Source organism: Paenibacillus campinasensis (assembly GCF_002272015.1).
Classification (GTDB): Bacteria; Bacillota; Bacilli; order Paenibacillales; family Paenibacillaceae; genus Paenibacillus_AQ; species Paenibacillus_AQ campinasensis.
Map to the genome: position 1 here is coordinate 1 of NZ_NPBY01000002.1, position 15640 is coordinate 15640.

At 53.2% G+C, this 15640-nt stretch carries 12 protein-coding genes and 1 pseudogene; 11 read left to right on the forward strand and 2 right to left on the reverse strand.

What is annotated here, in order from left to right:
• Nucleotides 1-15: 15 nt before the first annotated feature.
• Nucleotides 16-255: pseudogene (locus CHH67_RS00265) on the reverse strand (KGG domain-containing protein); the annotation flags it as partial.
• Between the two features lie 260 nt (nucleotides 256-515).
• On the opposite strand from CHH67_RS00265, the gene CHH67_RS00270 reads away from it, so the two are divergent.
• The 3 genes from CHH67_RS00270 to mgrA all read left to right on the forward strand — a co-directional run bounded on the left by CHH67_RS00270 (nucleotide 516) and on the right by mgrA (nucleotide 3292).
• Entirely contained in the window at nucleotides 516-1283 is a 768-nt protein-coding gene (locus tag CHH67_RS00270; protein WP_095262978.1) for an HAD family hydrolase, read from the forward strand.
• A 46-nt stretch (nucleotides 1284-1329) separates the two neighbouring features.
• A complete protein-coding gene (locus CHH67_RS00275) occupies nucleotides 1330-2079 on the forward strand; it encodes an NAD-dependent protein deacylase (protein ID WP_095262979.1) in 750 nt (249 codons plus the stop codon).
• Nucleotides 2080-2284: 205 nt separating this feature from the next.
• Nucleotides 2285-3292 carry an L-glyceraldehyde 3-phosphate reductase gene (gene mgrA / locus CHH67_RS00280; protein ID WP_095262980.1) on the forward strand — a complete coding sequence of 336 codons (1008 nt, stop codon included), beginning with the start codon at nucleotides 2285-2287 and terminating at the stop codon, nucleotides 3290-3292.
• 97 nt (nucleotides 3293-3389) lie between these two features.
• On the opposite strand, the gene CHH67_RS00285 is transcribed toward mgrA, so the two are convergent.
• Complete coding sequence (locus tag CHH67_RS00285; protein ID WP_095262981.1) at nucleotides 3390-4259, reverse strand: AraC family transcriptional regulator; 870 nt, start codon at nucleotides 4257-4259, stop codon at nucleotides 3390-3392.
• Nucleotides 4260-4451: 192 nt separating this feature from the next.
• On the opposite strand from CHH67_RS00285, the gene CHH67_RS00290 reads away from it, so the two are divergent.
• The 8 genes from CHH67_RS00290 (at nucleotide 4452) to ptsG (ending at nucleotide 15561) form a co-directional block, all read left to right on the forward strand.
• The gene (locus CHH67_RS00290) at nucleotides 4452-5639 is read left to right on the forward strand and encodes a galactokinase (protein ID WP_095262982.1); all 1188 of its coding nucleotides are present in this window, start codon (nucleotides 4452-4454) and stop codon (nucleotides 5637-5639) included.
• A 2-nt stretch (nucleotides 5640-5641) separates the two neighbouring features.
• A complete protein-coding gene (gene galE, locus CHH67_RS00295) occupies nucleotides 5642-6631 on the forward strand; it encodes a UDP-glucose 4-epimerase GalE (protein ID WP_095262983.1) in 990 nt (329 codons plus the stop codon).
• Nucleotides 6632-6644: 13 nt separating this feature from the next.
• The gene (locus CHH67_RS00300; RefSeq protein ID WP_095262984.1) at nucleotides 6645-8228 is read left to right on the forward strand and encodes a UDP-glucose--hexose-1-phosphate uridylyltransferase; all 1584 of its coding nucleotides are present in this window, start codon (nucleotides 6645-6647) and stop codon (nucleotides 8226-8228) included.
• A 154-nt stretch (nucleotides 8229-8382) separates the two neighbouring features.
• Complete coding sequence (locus CHH67_RS00305; RefSeq protein ID WP_095262985.1) at nucleotides 8383-9546, forward strand: iron-containing alcohol dehydrogenase; 1164 nt, start codon at nucleotides 8383-8385, stop codon at nucleotides 9544-9546.
• A gap of 459 nt (nucleotides 9547-10005) precedes the next feature.
• Entirely contained in the window at nucleotides 10006-10539 is a 534-nt protein-coding gene (locus tag CHH67_RS00310) for an NfeD family membrane protein (protein ID WP_095262986.1), read from the forward strand.
• Between the two features lie 5 nt (nucleotides 10540-10544).
• On the forward strand, nucleotides 10545-12086 hold the full coding sequence (locus tag CHH67_RS00315) for a flotillin lipid rafts scaffold protein FloT (protein WP_095262987.1): 1542 nt from the start codon (nucleotides 10545-10547) through the stop codon (nucleotides 12084-12086).
• A gap of 260 nt (nucleotides 12087-12346) precedes the next feature.
• Complete coding sequence (gene glcT / locus CHH67_RS00320) at nucleotides 12347-13198, forward strand: glucose PTS transporter transcription antiterminator GlcT (protein WP_095262988.1); 852 nt, start codon at nucleotides 12347-12349, stop codon at nucleotides 13196-13198.
• Between the two features lie 287 nt (nucleotides 13199-13485).
• Nucleotides 13486-15561, forward strand: a complete 2076-nt coding sequence (gene ptsG, locus CHH67_RS00325; RefSeq protein ID WP_095262989.1) for a glucose-specific PTS transporter subunit IIBC — start codon at nucleotides 13486-13488, stop codon at nucleotides 15559-15561.
• The last annotated feature ends 79 nt before the right edge of the window (nucleotides 15562-15640 follow it).

Below are 15640 nucleotides of genomic sequence, written 5' to 3' on the forward strand. Positions count from 1 at the left end.
GGGACGGGATCAGCGTTTGCCGCCTTTGCGCCCGATTTTCTGATAAAACTCACGGTCATGATTGCGGGAAGTCGCTTCGCCGCCCTTCTGACCGATTTCCTGATAAAATTCACGGCTATGGTTTCTGGAGGTGGCTTGTCCGCCTTTCTTGCCGATTTCCTGATAGAACTCGCGGCTGTGATTTTTGGCTGTAGCCTCGCCTCCCAAGCGTCCAGCTTCTTCTCGCGTCATTTTTCGTTTATTGTTGTTGGCCACGGTTGTTCACTCCCTACTTGTAGTTGTTATGCTGATGTTATAGGTTACTTACCACCGCCTATTTGTCATGAATCACAATATTTAACTAAAGAATGGAAAATTAACAAGGGATATTCGGCATTCAGTTTTGCGGCCGCAAACCATAAAAGTTCATGTTGACCGGCGAAGTGCGCTGTTGAAAAATAAGGAAAAGGTTATGTACAATCGGAGAGTACGATAAAACTTAAATTAAGCTGGCTGAAATAGAAGGAGGACACGCCTTGGCACGGTTGGAGGCAGGAGGGCGCGTAGTACCCTGTAGAGGAGTTTTATTTGACAAGGACGGGACTTTGCTGCATTTCATGGCGCTATGGGGAGGCTGGACCGATTATGTGCTGAACGATTTGGAGCAGCTCCTTGAAATGATGGGCGCCAAGCTCACCTGTCCGCGCGAGCGGCTGCTTGGCACCATGCATGATGCAAGCGGCAGGGTGTGCGATTATGACGTTCAGGGGCCGCTTGCTATGGCCACGGTTGAGGAATCGATCGGTTTGTTGGCCTGGCAGCTGTATGTGGCCGGCATGCCATGGAATGAGGCGACAACGCAGGTGCGGCAGATCACCAAAAATGCGATGCACGAGGTGCGGCGTCAGAAACCGGCTTTCCCGATGCCAGGGCTGCAGCATTTTTTGGAGGCATGCCGCAAGGCTTCGCTGCCCATGGGGGTAGTGACCTCGGACAACACGGACGGGACGCTGGAGCAGCTGGAATGGATCGGACTGAAGCCGTATTTCCCGGTTGTTCTCGGACGGGATCGGGTAAGCAGCGGCAAGCCTCATCCGGAGATGGCCGAAATGGCGTGCAGTATGCTTGGCATCGATCCGGCCGAAGCGGTTGTGATCGGGGACAGCAATGCCGACATGCAGATGGCGAAGCAGGCCGGAGCGGCGCTGGCCATCGGGCTGTACCAGGGGCAAGGGGAGCCGGTTCATCTGGTGGATGCCGATGTTGTCATATCGGATTATAATGAATTAAAAGTACTTGTTTGAAAAGCACAGGTGTTATTCCTATATTGGCTGGACGGAGGTGTGTGGAATGGAAAGCAGGCAAAAGATCGAGCAGTTGGCAACTTGGATCGAATCAAGCGAATACATTGTTTTTTTCGGAGGCGCCGGTACCTCCACGGAAAGTGGTATACCTGACTTCCGTTCGGCTGCGGGCCTGTATCAGAGCGAGCATCAATCCCCGTATCCGCCGGAGGTGATGCTGAGTCATTCGTTTTTCATGAAGCATCCGGAGGTGTTTTTTGATTTCTACCGGAGCAAGATGCTGCATCCCGATGCTCAGCCAAACGGCTGCCACCGGCTGCTGTCCAGACTGGAGGAAGCAGGCAAGCTGAAGGCGATCATCACGCAAAATATCGATGGACTTCACCAATCGGCAGGCTCGAATACGGTTCTGGAACTGCATGGCTCGGTTCATCGCAATCATTGTATGGATTGCCGCCGCTTCTTCTCGCTTCAGGACATCATGGGCATGGATGAGCTGGTTCCGCGTTGTCCGGATTGCGGGGGAATTGTGAAGCCGGATGTCGTCCTGTATGAGGAGGAGCTGAACCATCAGGTGCTGACCCGGGCCATTGCAGAAATATCGACGGCGGATCTGCTCATCATTGGAGGAACGTCGTTGACCGTTCATCCTGCCGCCGGACTGGTGACTTATTTTCATGGCTCCAAAACCGTGCTTCTGAATGCGGACCCGACCCCCTATGATCACCGCGCAGGCCTGATCATTACCGACCGCATCGGTCAGGTCATGACGGAGGTTGACAGATTGATTCGCTAGCGGCTGGCACCGGATTCGGTCCATGTCCTAAGCGGCAAAGGCCGGCAAGCAGGTGCAGAGCTTGTCCATGATGCCGCAGGCCGAAGCAAGCGGAGCCTGCTGCGGGATCAGGCATGCTGAAATCGGTTTCTTGTAAAAGGATAGGCAAACGGGATAAGATGTACATGTAGTATATACGTTGATAACAGAGAGGCAGGGATCGCACGTGACTTATGTGGCAAGCGAGGATCGCTATGAAGGCATGATATACAATCGCTGCGGCAAATCGGGGCTCAAGCTTCCGGCTATTTCTCTTGGATTATGGCATAATTTTGGCGGTGTCGACACGTTCGAGAATGCGCGCAATATGATTACACGAGCATTTGATCTCGGCATTACGCATTTTGATCTGGCGAACAATTACGGTCCTCCTCCAGGCTCAGCCGAAGAGACGTTTGGCAGAGTGCTGGCGCGAGACCTGAGAAGCTACCGGGATGAGATGGTCATCTCCTCCAAGGCTGGCTACTATATGTGGCCGGGCCCATACGGGGAATGGGGCTCCCGCAAATATCTCATTTCCAGTCTGGATCAGAGCTTGAAGCGGCTGGGCGTCGATTATGTGGACATTTTCTACTCACACCGGTTGGATCCCGAAACGCCGCTGGAGGAAACGATGATGGCACTGGATCATATCGTGCGCTCCGGCAAGGCGCTGTATGTCGGGATTTCCAACTATTCACCGGAAAAGACAGAAGAGGCGATTTCGATTCTGAAGAGCCTTGGCACACCGCTGCTCATTCACCAGCCAAGCTACTCCCTGCTGAACCGGACGGTGGAAAACGGGCTGCTGGATGTGCTTGAGGAGCATGGGGTCGGCAGTATCGCATTTACTCCCCTTGCCCAAGGCCTGTTAACGAACAAATACTTAAACGGGATTCCGGTGGATTCGCGTGCGGCAGGCGCCTCGGTGTTCCTGAACGAAAAACATATTACGCCTGAAGTGCTTCGCAAGATTCGAGCGTTGAACCAGATCGCCGCAGCCCGAGGGCAAAGCCTGGCCCAATTCGCGCTGGCCTGGGTGCTTCGAGGCGGAAGAGTGACCTCAGCCTTGATCGGAGCGAGCAAGGTCAGCCAGATTGAAGACAATGTGGCGGCTCTGAACAATCTGGAATTCTCGAAGGAAGAGCTGGATCGGATTGAAGCCATTCTGAAAACGGAGAATGAAGGAGCTTAATCGATCCAATCGGACGTGACGGCATTGACCGGAGTGACTTATAATGAATGAACAAGGCATCCTTGAGGGCAGGACATCACCCGACGGGATGCCTTGTTTATTTGTCTGGCGACGATGAGCGGCCTGCTATTTTTTGGCGGTAGCTGGTGGGGGATTGACCGAAGAAGCGCTTGAACTGTCTTGAAAAATAAAGCGGATCGGTTAAGCCGACCGAAGCGGATACCTGCTCCACGGACAGCTCGGGCCGCTCGCGCAGCAGCCGTTTGGACTGGTCGATTCGAAGCTTGAGCAGATAGGCTACCGGGGTCATGCCCGTTTCCTTCTTGAAAATTCGGGACAGGTAAGCCCGGTTGTAGCCAAGGCTGGCGCACATCTGTTCAATCGACACCGGATGGGCATACTGTGAGGTCATATAGTTGATCATCTGCTTGACGGTGCGCTGAATCTGGGGCTCGGCCATCGTCAACTGCGCCGGCCTTTCCACGTGGTCCAGGCAATCGGCCAGGATCAGATGCAGGCAGCCGATGGCGGCCATATGCGCGCTTTCCCGCCGGGAGTGGAACCTGGACTGGATCATTGCGATATAGTGCGGAACCTGGCTGTCCAGCGTGACATGCAGAACCGGGTGCTCGGGGGAGAAGCCGGCAGCCTTCGCCTGCTCGCCGGCAAGCTCGCCATCAAAGGCGACCCAGCGATAGCGCCACGGGTTTCCTTCATCGGATACATAGCTGACAAGCTGTCCGGGATGAATGAGGAAGCAATCCCCGGGACCGAGATGATACACATCCGTTTCAGTCCGAAATACGCCTTGTCCTGACTCAATGGCGTGCATCAGGTAATAGTCGTATATTTTCGGCCCGAGTGCATGCTTCGGCGGCGTCTGGCTTTCCCCGGCAAACAGCACACGGAGGGTTCCGTTCTCGGTCTGGGCCGGGTTGGAAGCGACGGAGTAGGTTTGAGCATTCATTCAAGCATCGTCCTTTGGTTGAGAGGATGGCCTTTACATTGCGCTGATCGAGCGGTGCATGTTTGTTAACATTGTAACTTCAAAAGTCACATAAATCCATATCTAACACACAAGACTTCATTATCGGGCCCTACGTTTCATTATATACTGAGAACAGTGAAAGCACCTTATATAACGGGATGGAGTGATATCGTGAACACACAACTGCTAATAGATCGCTTTATGGAAAAGTATGGAGAGGCTGAACAGGAACTGCGGATTTTTAATGCCCCTGGCCGGGTCAATCTGATTGGCGAGCATCTGGATTACAACGGAGGCTATGTGCTTCCGGCAGCGCTTGAATTCGGAACAACATTGCTGATCCGTCCGCGCAAGGACGGGAAGATTTCGTTTGCTTCCACCAATCTGCCCTATGAGGCGGTGGTCAGCGCCGAGCCGGACTTTGGAGGAAAGAGCGGGGAATGGACGGATTATCCGGTCGGGGTCATCACCGAACTGAGCAAGCTGGACATTCGTTTGTCGCAAGGCTATGACCTGTTGTACCACGGGGACATACCGAACGGAGCAGGCCTGTCTTCTTCCGCTTCGATTGAGGTTGTCACCGCCTACGCGCTTTTGACGATGGAAGGCCAGCCGGTGGATACGGTGGAGATCAGCAAGCTGTCCCAGCGCGCTGAGAATCTGTTCGTGGGCGTGAACTCCGGCATTATGGATCAGTTCGCGGTCGCGAACGGCAAGCGGAACCATGCCATTCTGCTGATGTGCGACACGCTGAAATATGAGCTGGTTCCTTTTGAGACAGGCGACTACAAAATTGTGATCGGCAATACCAACAAACGGCGCGGACTGGTTGACTCTAAGTATAATGAGCGCCGCAGCGAATGTGACCGGGCGCTGGAAATGCTGCAGGCGAAAGTGCCGGAACTGCGCTATCTGGCAGAACTGAATCCGGTCTCCTTCGCAGAAGTAGCGGATGCGATTACGGATGAGACGGTGCTCAAGCGGGCCAAGCATGTTGTCGAGGAGAATCAGCGGGTGCTGGATTCGGTGGCTGCACTGAAGAACGACGACCTGGAGGCATTTGGACAATTCATGAATCAGTCCCATGATTCCCTGCGGTATCAGTATGAAGTGACGGGTGATGAGCTGGATGCGATGGTAGAGGAAGCGCAGCGCGTTCCGGGCACGCTCGGTTCCCGAATGACCGGCGCAGGCTTCGGCGGATGCACGGTGTCGCTCGTTCACCAGGATGCCGTAGAGGAATTCATTCGGGAGGTAGGCAGCCGGTATGAGGCAAGAACGGGGTTGAAGCCGGACTTCTATGTGTGCGGTGTAGGCCAGGGTGTGCATGAAATGACCGAAGTGAAGGAGGGCAACTGATCATGGCGATTTTGGTAACCGGGGGAGCAGGGTATATCGGTTCGCATACGGTGGCGGAGCTGCTGGAGCGCGGAGAAGAGGTTGTGGTCATCGACAATCTGCAGACAGGTCACCGGGAGGCATTGCTCGGCGGAAAGCTGTATGAGGGCGATCTGCGCGACAAGGCGCTGCTCAAGAAGCTGTTTGCAGAGAACGACATTGATGCGGTCATTCACTTCGCGGCCAACTCCTTGGTGGGCGAGAGCATGAAGGACCCTGTGAAATACTATGACAACAACGTGTTTGGCACGCTCTGCCTACTGGAAGCGATGAATGAAGCAGATGTGCGCAAAATCGTATTTTCATCAACAGCCGCTACCTACGGGGAGCCGGAAAAGGTGCCTATCGCCGAGTCCGACCGGACCCAGCCAACAAATGTGTATGGTGAAACGAAGCTGATGATGGAGCGGATGATGTCCTGGTTTGATCAGGTGCTTGGCATTAAATATGTATCCCTTCGTTACTTCAATGCGGCGGGATCCCATGCCAGCGGCAAAATCGGTGAGGATCACCGTCCGGAGAGCCATCTCATTCCGCTGGTGCTGCAAACGGCACTGAAGCAGCGCTCGCATATTTCCGTCTTCGGTGAAGATTACGACACGCCGGACGGCACATGTATTCGCGACTACATTCATGTCAGCGATCTGGCGGATGCCCATCTGCGGGCGGTCGACTATCTGCGCCGCGGCGAGCAGAGTAATGTGTTTAATCTGGGCAACGGCCTCGGCTTCTCGGTCAAGGAAGTGATCGAAACGTCCAAGCAGGTGACAGGGGTGGACATTCCAGTCGTAGTGGAGGCCCGCCGCGCCGGGGACCCGGCTGTTCTGGTCGCTTCCTCGGAGAAGGCGCGCACGGTGCTGGGCTGGAACCCGGTTCGCGTGAAGCTGGAAGACATTATCGAAAGCGCCTGGAGATGGCATAGCAGCTATCCGAACGGATACGGCGACAATTAAGGGGGACTTGACGATGGAGCAAGTGACAACCAGCGTTCCGGATGATCAGCAGGTGCTGCACGCGATTGAACGGCTTGTGCTGTTTGCCCTTCGCCAAGGGCTGATTCAGGAAGCGGATGTGGATTACTGCCGGAATCTGCTGCTTGACGATTTTGGCTTCAGCGAGCCTTATGCCGGCGAAGTAAGCGAGGAGCATTTTGATGGACCTCAGGCGCTGCTCGATGTGCTGATCGATTACGGCGCAGCTAAAGGTCTCATTCCGGAGAACACCGATACCTTCCGCGATCTGCTTGACGCCAAAATTATGGGCAGAGTGATGGGGCGGCCGTCCGAGATTACAGCCGCGTTCAAGACAGCGGAGCAGGAGCGGGGCATCGAAGCGGCGACCCGTCAATTCTACGAGCTGTGTATCGCTTCGAACTATATCCGGATGGACCGCATATCCCGGAATGAATACTGGAGATATGGCAGCGAGTACGGGGATATCGAGATTACGATCAATCTGTCCAAACCGGAGAAGAGCCCAAAGGAAATCGCGATGGCGAAGCTTCTCCCGCCGCCCGTTTATCCGAAGTGCCAGCTATGCCGGGAGAATGTCGGTTATGCGGGCCGGGTGAACCATCCTGCCCGGCAGAACCTGCGGATTATTCCGCTGGAGCTGAACGGTGAACCGTGGTTTTTCCAATACTCGCCATACGTTTATTATAATGAGCATTGCATTGTCTTCCATCGCGACCACATTCCAATGAAACTGACCAAGGATACGCTGGCCAGACTGCTCAGTTTTGTGGATGCTTTCCCACATTATTTCCTTGGGTCGAACGCCGATCTGCCGATCGTTGGCGGCTCCATTCTGACGCATGATCACTTCCAGGGCGGGCGGCATACGTTTCCGATCCAGCTCGCGCCTGAAATTGCGGAGTTCAAGCATGCCCAATATCCGGATGTAGCCGTCAGCATTGTCAAATGGCCGATGTCGGTCATCCGGCTGTCAGCTACAGACAGAGACGTGCTGCTCGAGTGCGCGAACGGCATCTATGAGGCCTGGAAAAGCTACAGTGATCCTTCGGTCGATATTATCGCCTCCACCGATAGCGAAGAAGGTCCTGTTCGCCACAATACGGTGACACCGATAGCCCGCAGAAATGCAGAAGGCGTGTATGAGATGGATCTGGTGCTGCGCAACAACCGGACCAGTGATGAACATCCGGAGGGCATCTTCCACCCGCATCGGGAAATGCATCATATCAAGAAGGAGAACATCGGCCTGATTGAAGTGATGGGGCTGGCGATCCTTCCTGGGCGACTGAAGGAGGAGCTCGGGATGATTGCCGACATTCTGTCCGGCAACGAGGAGCTGCTGGAGGCGAGCGGACAAGACAGTCATCCGCTGTTCGTCCACCGCGACTGGATTCAGGAACTGAAGGAGCGGACGCCAGGAGCTGCAGACCGGGAGCAGGCCGCTGAGCTGATTCGTCAGGAGGTTGGCCGCAAATTTACGACCATCCTCGAACATGCGGGAGTCTACAAGCAGACAAGTGAAGGGCAGCAAGCGTTTCGCGGATTTTTGGAGAGCATGGGCTATACCGCTCTGTAAACTTATATTCAATAGACAGACGGACGGTCGTTCTTTCCCCTCGGGTGAAAGGAACGGCCGTTTGTATTGAGAAGCGGAAGTGATATAATGAAAATCGTAGCACAAGTTATCAAAACATGATCTTTAATATATGGAGTACGGAGGTAGAGGCGCGATGAGAGCTTTTGAATTTCATAATGGCACACGATTGATTTTCGGTCAGGGCAAGCTGAGCTCGCTCAAGAATGAGGTTCCGAAATACGGAACGAATGTGCTGCTTGTCTATGGCGGCGGAAGCATCAAACGGAGCGGGTTATATGATCAGGTTATCACGCTGCTGAAGGAAATCGGGGCTGTTGTGACCGAGCTGAGCGGTGTGGAACCGAATCCTCGTCTGTCCACGGTTCATAAAGGCGTAGCCCTTTGCCGCGAGCATCAAGTGGATCTTGTGCTGGCTGTTGGCGGCGGCAGCGTGCTCGATTGTGCCAAGGCGATTGCCGTTGGTGCCAAGTACGAGGGAGATATGTGGGATTTCGTTGAGCGCAAAGCGATCCCGCAGGATGCGCTGCCGCTTGGAACTGTGCTAACGATGGCGGCGACCGGCTCGGAGATGAACGGCAACTCGGTCATTACGAACGAGGCAACCCAGGAGAAGATGGGCTGGGCAAGTCCATGGGCTTATCCTGCATTCTCCATTCTGGATCCTGTACATACGTATACGCTGCCTAAGGACCAGACGGTTTATGGCGTCGTCGACATTATGTCGCATGTGCTGGAGCATTATTTCCATCAGGATACCAACACGCCGGTTCAGGACGGCTTCTGTGAGACGCTGCTGCGCACGGTCATTGATACCGCTCCGAAGCTGATCGATGATTTGGAAAATTACGAATTGCGTGAAACGATCCTGTACTGCGGCACGATGGCATTGAACGGAATGGTCAGCATGGGTCTTGCCGGCGACTGGGCAACGCACAATATCGAGCATGCCGTATCGGCGGTATACGATATTCCGCATGGCGGCGGTCTGGCTATCATCTTCCCGAACTGGATGAAGTACAACTTGAAGGCTGATCCGGCCCGCTTCAAGTCGCTCGCTGTGAATGTGTTCGGCATCGATGCTGCGGGCAAATCGGATGAGCAAGTCGGACTTGAAGGGATCGAGGCGCTCCGCAGCTTCTGGAGCTCGATCGGCGCACCGAGCAGACTTGCGGATTATGACATTGACGACAGCCAGATCGAAGTGATGGCTGAGAAGACGGTTCGTTTCGGCCCGTTCGGCAATTTCCGTAAATTGCAGCGCGAAGACGTCATCGAAATTTATAAAATGTCGCTGTAATTTACTGTGCAGATGCTATAATAAGGTCGAAGGCAACGCTTTCCAGAGCTGCTGCCTTCGACCTTTTCTGCGTTTATGTGACATCCGGGACCGGGTGCAGACATTCCGTGAACGACAGAAAGTTACATAGCACATTCGGGCTCAAGTTAATCATTCGTGCCAGACATCATCACGGGTCAGAAGTAAGGGTGTAGAGGATCGGGGAGAAGCGAAGCGCTCGCTCTTGTCCCTGACTTCAACCGCTGAGGCGGTAATATCAAGAAACCTGGGGGTGAGCAGCGACCGGAAGTCCCTTCGTTTCCCAAGAGCGGCATACTCCGCTTGATGTCAAACACTGACTTCTGATATGAGCCAATATTTGAACTAGGAATGTCAGGTGTAAAATATTGAAACAAAACGAACTTTTTGCCGTATTACTTGTTATACACAGTGAGGATTCTTGAGAGAGGGGCAGTGCGTATGGAGGCGTTATATTGGGGTTGCCTGTTCGGCGGCATATTGTTTGCGGTAGTTTCCGTGTTGCTGGGCGATGTGCTTAGTTCCGCGATGGACGGGGTGCTTGATTTTTTGTCCTTTGATTTCTTCAACCCGATGGTCATCGCAGGCGGAATCACCGTATTCGGCGGAGCAGGAATCATGTTCACACAATATACGAATATGGCGGCAGGTGCTCATGTAACGCTCTCCATTCTATCGGCCATCGTCGTCTCGATTCTCGTTTACTTCGGCTATGTTCGGCCTATGGAGAACAGCGAGAATTCGACAGGCTTCTCGGAGAAAGAACTGGCAGGAAGAATCGGAACCGTCACCGTGCCGCTTCCGGCAGAGGGGTTCGGTGAGGTCATGGTTCGGGTGGGAGCGGGCAATACAGCCCATATCGCTTCCAGCTTTGACCGCAAGATTCTTCCCGCAGGTGCCCGGGTTGTTGTGATCGACGTAGTGGAAGGTGTCCTCCGGGTATCTGAACTGGAAGAACGAAAAGGAGATGAGTAAACAGTATGCCTGAATTTATGGTAATCCCCTCTATTGTCATAGGGGTCATCGTCGTACTGGGTCTGGCGTTTTGGGCCCGCTACAAGACGGTCAGTCCAGATGAAGCAATGATTGTAACAGGTTCATTTCTAGGCAGCAAGAACATTTCGGAGGACGAAACGGGGCGCAAGATCAAAATCGTCCGCGGCGGAGGCGCGTTTATCTTACCGATATTCCAGCGTTCCGAATTCGTATCGCTTCTGTCGCATAAGCTTGACGTAATGACACCGGAAGTTTATACGGAGCAAGGGGTTCCGGTTATGGCTGACGGGGTTGCGATCATCAAGGTAGGCAGCTCTATCGAAGATGTCGCTACCGCTGCCGAGCAGTTCATGGGCAAGCCGATTGAGGCGTTGAAAGGGGAAGCCCAAGAGGTGCTTGAAGGTCATCTGCGGGCCATTCTCGGCTCCATGACCGTGGAAGAGGTATACCGTAACCGCGACAAGTTCGCTCAAGAGGTGCAAGGGGTAGCAGCAAGAGATTTGAAGAAGATGGGTCTTCAGATTGTTTCCTTTACAATCAAGGATGTTCGCGACAAACACGGATACTTAGAGGCGCTTGGTAAACCGCGAATTGCCACGGTGAAACGCGATGCAGAAATCGCAGAAGCTGAAGCGGTTCGTGATGCCCGGATTCAGAAGGCGCGTGCGGAGGAAGAAGGTCAGAAGGCCGAACTTTTGCGCGATACGAATATCGCCGAGGCGGAGAAAGAGAAAGAGCTGAAGGTTGCTTCCTTTAAGAAGGACCAGGATACAGCCAAGGCCGAAGCCGACCAGGCGTATCATATTCAGGAGGCCCGTGCGAAGCAGACGATGGTCGAAGAACAGATGAAGATCGAGCTCGTTCGGAAAGAGCGGGAAATCGACCTTCAGGAAAAAGAAATTATGGTTCGCCAGAAGCAATATGATGCTGAAGTGAAGAAAAAGGCCGATGCCGATCGCTATGCGGTCGAGCAGGCTGCGGAAGCGGAAAAGGCCCGCAAAATGCGTGAGGCTGATGCCGTACAATATTCCATCGAGACACAGGCGAAGGCCTCTGCCGAGCAAAAGCGTCTGGATGGTCTTGCAGTAGCCGATGCGGAGCGTGCGAAAGGTGCTGCCGAGGCAGAGGTTATCCGTCTGCGCGGTCTGGCCGAAGCGGAAGCGAAGGAGAAGCTGGCCGAAGCGTTCCAGAAGTATGGCGAAGCCGCGATTCTCGACATCATCGTCAAAATGCTGCCTGAACTCGCTGGCAAAATTGCCGAGCCGATCTCCTCGATCGAGAAGCTCACGGTCGTGGATACCGGCAAGGGCGATGGCGCAGGTGCTGCCAGAGTCAGCAACTATGTTACTGAGCTGATGGCAACCGCACCGGAGATGCTGAAGAGTGTATCGGGCATCGACGTCGAGGCTTTGATCCACGGATTGACGAAGACGAAGTCCCCTGTGCAGCCGCTGGAGCAGCCAGCTGCCATTGAGCAGGATCTCGTCGGGATGGAAGCGAGCGCAGCCAGAGAAGTGAGAGAATAAGGGCGGATGCCTTTTACAGGAAAGCAATGAAGAGCAGCCGGACAGGGCAGGAGGGGAACCTTTGCTTTGTCCGGTCTTTTTATAATTAGGTTGCTTAATGAAGTGCAATCGTAGCGTTTCCGCCTGGCATACCGGCAGACGAGGCGCGCCAGCTTAACGGCTGCAGGACAGGCAGAATGCCGCTATGAATTGGCTTTGCTGCATCCGCGTATTTCTGTTAAGATTACCGAGTATACGTGTTGATCAAAAGAGGTGCGAATGTGAGCAGCTTACAAGTAGCAAAAGTATTAAATAACAATGTTATTATAGCGAAACATCCACAGCATGATGAGGTTGTCATTATCGGCAAGGGGATCGGCTTTAACCGGAAGAGCAAAGATATGATTCCTGTCTCTGCAGCTGAGAAAATGTTTATTTTGACGAAGCCGGAGGAGCAGGAGCAATACAAACAGCTGGTTCCTTATATCGACGAGAATCTGATTGAGGCGGTCAATGACATTATTATGCATGCGGTGAAATCTACCCAGTCGCCTCTGAATGAACATATTCACATCGCGCTGACAGACCATATTGCCTTTGCTATTAAACGGCATGCTCAAGGGCTCTATATACACAATCCTTTCATATATGAAACGAGAGAGCTGTATCCGGAGGAATACGCGATGGCTGATTATGCGGTTCGCGTCATTCACGAACGACTCGGGGTTGATCTTGGTCAGGAAGAAATCGGATTCATCGCCCTTCATTTTCACAGTGCCCTGACCAATCAGCATATTTCCGAAGTGCGTAAAAACTCGGAGCTGATATCGGACCTGGTGTCAACGGTGGAGCAGCAGCTGGAGTATGAAATTCCGAGGGATTCCCTGGATTATTCGCGGTTATTGACGCATTTGAGGTTTGCCATGGAGCGAATCCGCAGGGGAGATGAAGTGGAAGAGACCAGCTCGCTTGACGGTCTCATGAAACGGGAATATCCTGAAATGTATTCTTTGGCGTGGAAGCTGATCAAAATTATGGAGAAGCGACTCCGTAAGGCCGTATACCCGGCTGAGGCGGGGTACTTGACGATCCATCTTCAGCGTCTCAATCAGCGGAAAGAGCAGGGCGGATAAAAAACGTGAAGTTTTTATGAACATGTCGATTGCTGTTGCAAGCTGTCATGACGGGTGCTACAATAGTCAACAGCCAAGTAAGTTAAAACTTCAGATCTAACGTGTAACTGATTCGATCAGGCATGAGTATTCAACAAGAATTTGGTTGGTATTACCCAATTCTGGGTAATCTAATCCGTGTGATTAGGACCAATCCGTTTCTTGCGTATACTCATGCCTTTTTTTGATTTACTTGGGCAGTATTAATATACATTTTAACCAAATATAGACAGAGGGTGAGATCATTTATGTTCAAACGACTTTTTGGCGTGCTTCAAAGAGTCGGTAAAGCATTGATGCTGCCTGTAGCAATTTTGCCTGCTGCGGGGCTCCTGCTGGGGCTGGGCAACATGCTGATCAATGAGGACTTCCTTCGCTATGCGTCATGGCTCGATACAGCCTGGGTGCAAGCGGCTGCTACCGTTATGATGAATGCGGGGCAGATCGTGTTCACCAACCTGCCGCTTCTGTTTGCGGTCGGGGTCGCGGTCGGATTGGCTGGAGGCGAAGGGGTTGCGGGTCTGGCGGCCATTATCGGTTATCTTGTCATGAATGTGACGATGGGGACCGTTCTGGGCGTTACGCCGGAATCATTGACCGAGTCAAGTTATGAATATGCCAATGTATTAGGCATACCGACACTGGCAACAGGGGTGTTCGGGGGGATTATCGTCGGAATATTGGCAGCCAGTATGTACCAGCGATTCTTCAAAATTGAGCTGCCATCCTATTTGGGCTTCTTTGCAGGAAAGCGCTTTGTCCCGATTATGACGGCGGCAACCTCCGTTCTGCTTGGCTTGCTGATGGTGGTCATCTGGCCTCCGATTCAGGCAGGGCTGAATACGGCTTCACATTTCATGCTGGAGCAAAACCGGACGCTGTCCGCATTTGTATTCGGTGTTGTGGAGCGTGGGCTGATTCCGTTCGGACTTCACCATATTTTCTATTCGCCGTTCTGGTTTGAATTTGGGGAATATGTGAACCAGGCTGGCCAGCTCGTACGGGGTGACCAAAATATCTTCATGCAGCAGCTGCGTGATGGCGTGCAGTTTACAGCCGGTACGTTCATGACGGGTAAGTTTCCGTTTATGATGTTCGGTCTGCCGGCAGCAGCGCTGGCGATTTATCATGAAGCCAGACCGGAGCATAAAAAATATGTTGCCGGCATCATGGGTTCTGCGGCGTTGACGTCGTTCCTGACAGGGATTACAGAGCCGCTTGAATTTGCATTCTTGTTCGTAGCTCCGCTGCTGTTCGCTGTGCATGCAGTATTTGCAGGCCTGTCCTTCATGACCATGCATATTCTGGGGACGAAAATCGGTATGACATTCTCTGGCGGTTTGATCGATTTCCTGATCTTCGGGGTTGTTCCGAACCGAACACCTTGGTGGAACGTCATTATCGTTGGTTTGATTCTGGCGGCGATTTATTACTTCGGATTCCGGTTTGTTATCCGCAAGTTCAACTTGAAGACACCGGGACGCGAAGACCCGGCAGCCGACGGAGCCGAAGGGGCTGGCGGTGAAGAGAAGTCAGGAAAAGGCGGCGATCTGCCGGCCAACATCTTGAGCGCTCTTGGCGGACCTGGCAACATCGCGCATCTGGATGCATGCATTACCCGTCTGCGGGTTGAGGTGAAAGACAAGGGCAATGTCGACAAGTCGCGGCTGAAGCAGCTCGGCGCATCCGGCGTCCTAGAGGTCGGCAACAATGTTCAGGCGATCTTCGGGACTCGTTCGGATACGATCAAGTCACAGATCCAGGACATCATGTCCGGGAAGGCGCCAGCAGCCGAAGCTCCGTCCATCGAGGAGAAGCCAGCCGTTGTTGAGCAGCAGGCCGCCCAGGAGGGGGATGCGCTCATCATGGAAGAGATCGTCTCTCCAGCGGATGGTGAGCTGATGGATATCTCGCTTGTTCCTGATCCGGTGTTCTCCGAACGAATGACCGGGGACGGATTCGCCATCTTGCCAGAGAGCAGCACGATTGCATCGCCGGTCAACGGCAAAGTGTTCAATGTGTTCCCTAGCAAGCATGCCGTTGGCATCATGTCAGACGGCGGCAAAGAGGTGCTGGTGCACATCGGTGTCAACACGGTGAAACTGAAAGGTCAGGGATTCAACGTCCTCGTTCAGGAAGGGGACATCGTGACCGCCGGCCAGCCGATCATGGAGGTTGATCTGGAGTATGTGAAGGAGAATGCGAAGTCGCTTATTTCTCCGGTCATTTTCTCCAACCTGCCGGAAGGAGCCTCGGTGACGCTTGATAAAACCGGCAAGGTGAAAACTGGCGAAGCTAAAATCATTACGATATCATTGAAGTAACCGCCTTAAAGGTTACTGTTGGGGATTGTTATAAATCCTAGCAGGTACTAACTTATGGTTCACATACAATCAAACTAAA

What these genes read in the sequence shown, in the direction of transcription:
- ptsG (WP_095262989.1), top strand. Translation starts at nt 13,486, where the DNA reads ATGTTCAAACGACTTTTTGGCGTGCTTCAAAGAGTCGGTAAAGCATTG.
- CHH67_RS00315 (WP_095262987.1), top strand. Translation starts at nt 10,545, where the DNA reads ATGCCTGAATTTATGGTAATCCCCTCTATTGTCATAGGGGTCATCGTC.
- galE (WP_095262983.1), top strand. Translation starts at nt 5,642, where the DNA reads ATGGCGATTTTGGTAACCGGGGGAGCAGGGTATATCGGTTCGCATACG.
- CHH67_RS00275 (WP_095262979.1), top strand. Translation starts at nt 1,330, where the DNA reads ATGGAAAGCAGGCAAAAGATCGAGCAGTTGGCAACTTGGATCGAATCA.
- CHH67_RS00300 (WP_095262984.1), top strand. Translation starts at nt 6,645, where the DNA reads ATGGAGCAAGTGACAACCAGCGTTCCGGATGATCAGCAGGTGCTGCAC.
- CHH67_RS00310 (WP_095262986.1), top strand. Translation starts at nt 10,006, where the DNA reads ATGGAGGCGTTATATTGGGGTTGCCTGTTCGGCGGCATATTGTTTGCG.
- CHH67_RS00285 (WP_095262981.1), bottom strand. Translation starts at nt 4,259, where the DNA reads ATGAATGCTCAAACCTACTCCGTCGCTTCCAACCCGGCCCAGACCGAG.
- CHH67_RS00305 (WP_095262985.1), top strand. Translation starts at nt 8,383, where the DNA reads ATGAGAGCTTTTGAATTTCATAATGGCACACGATTGATTTTCGGTCAG.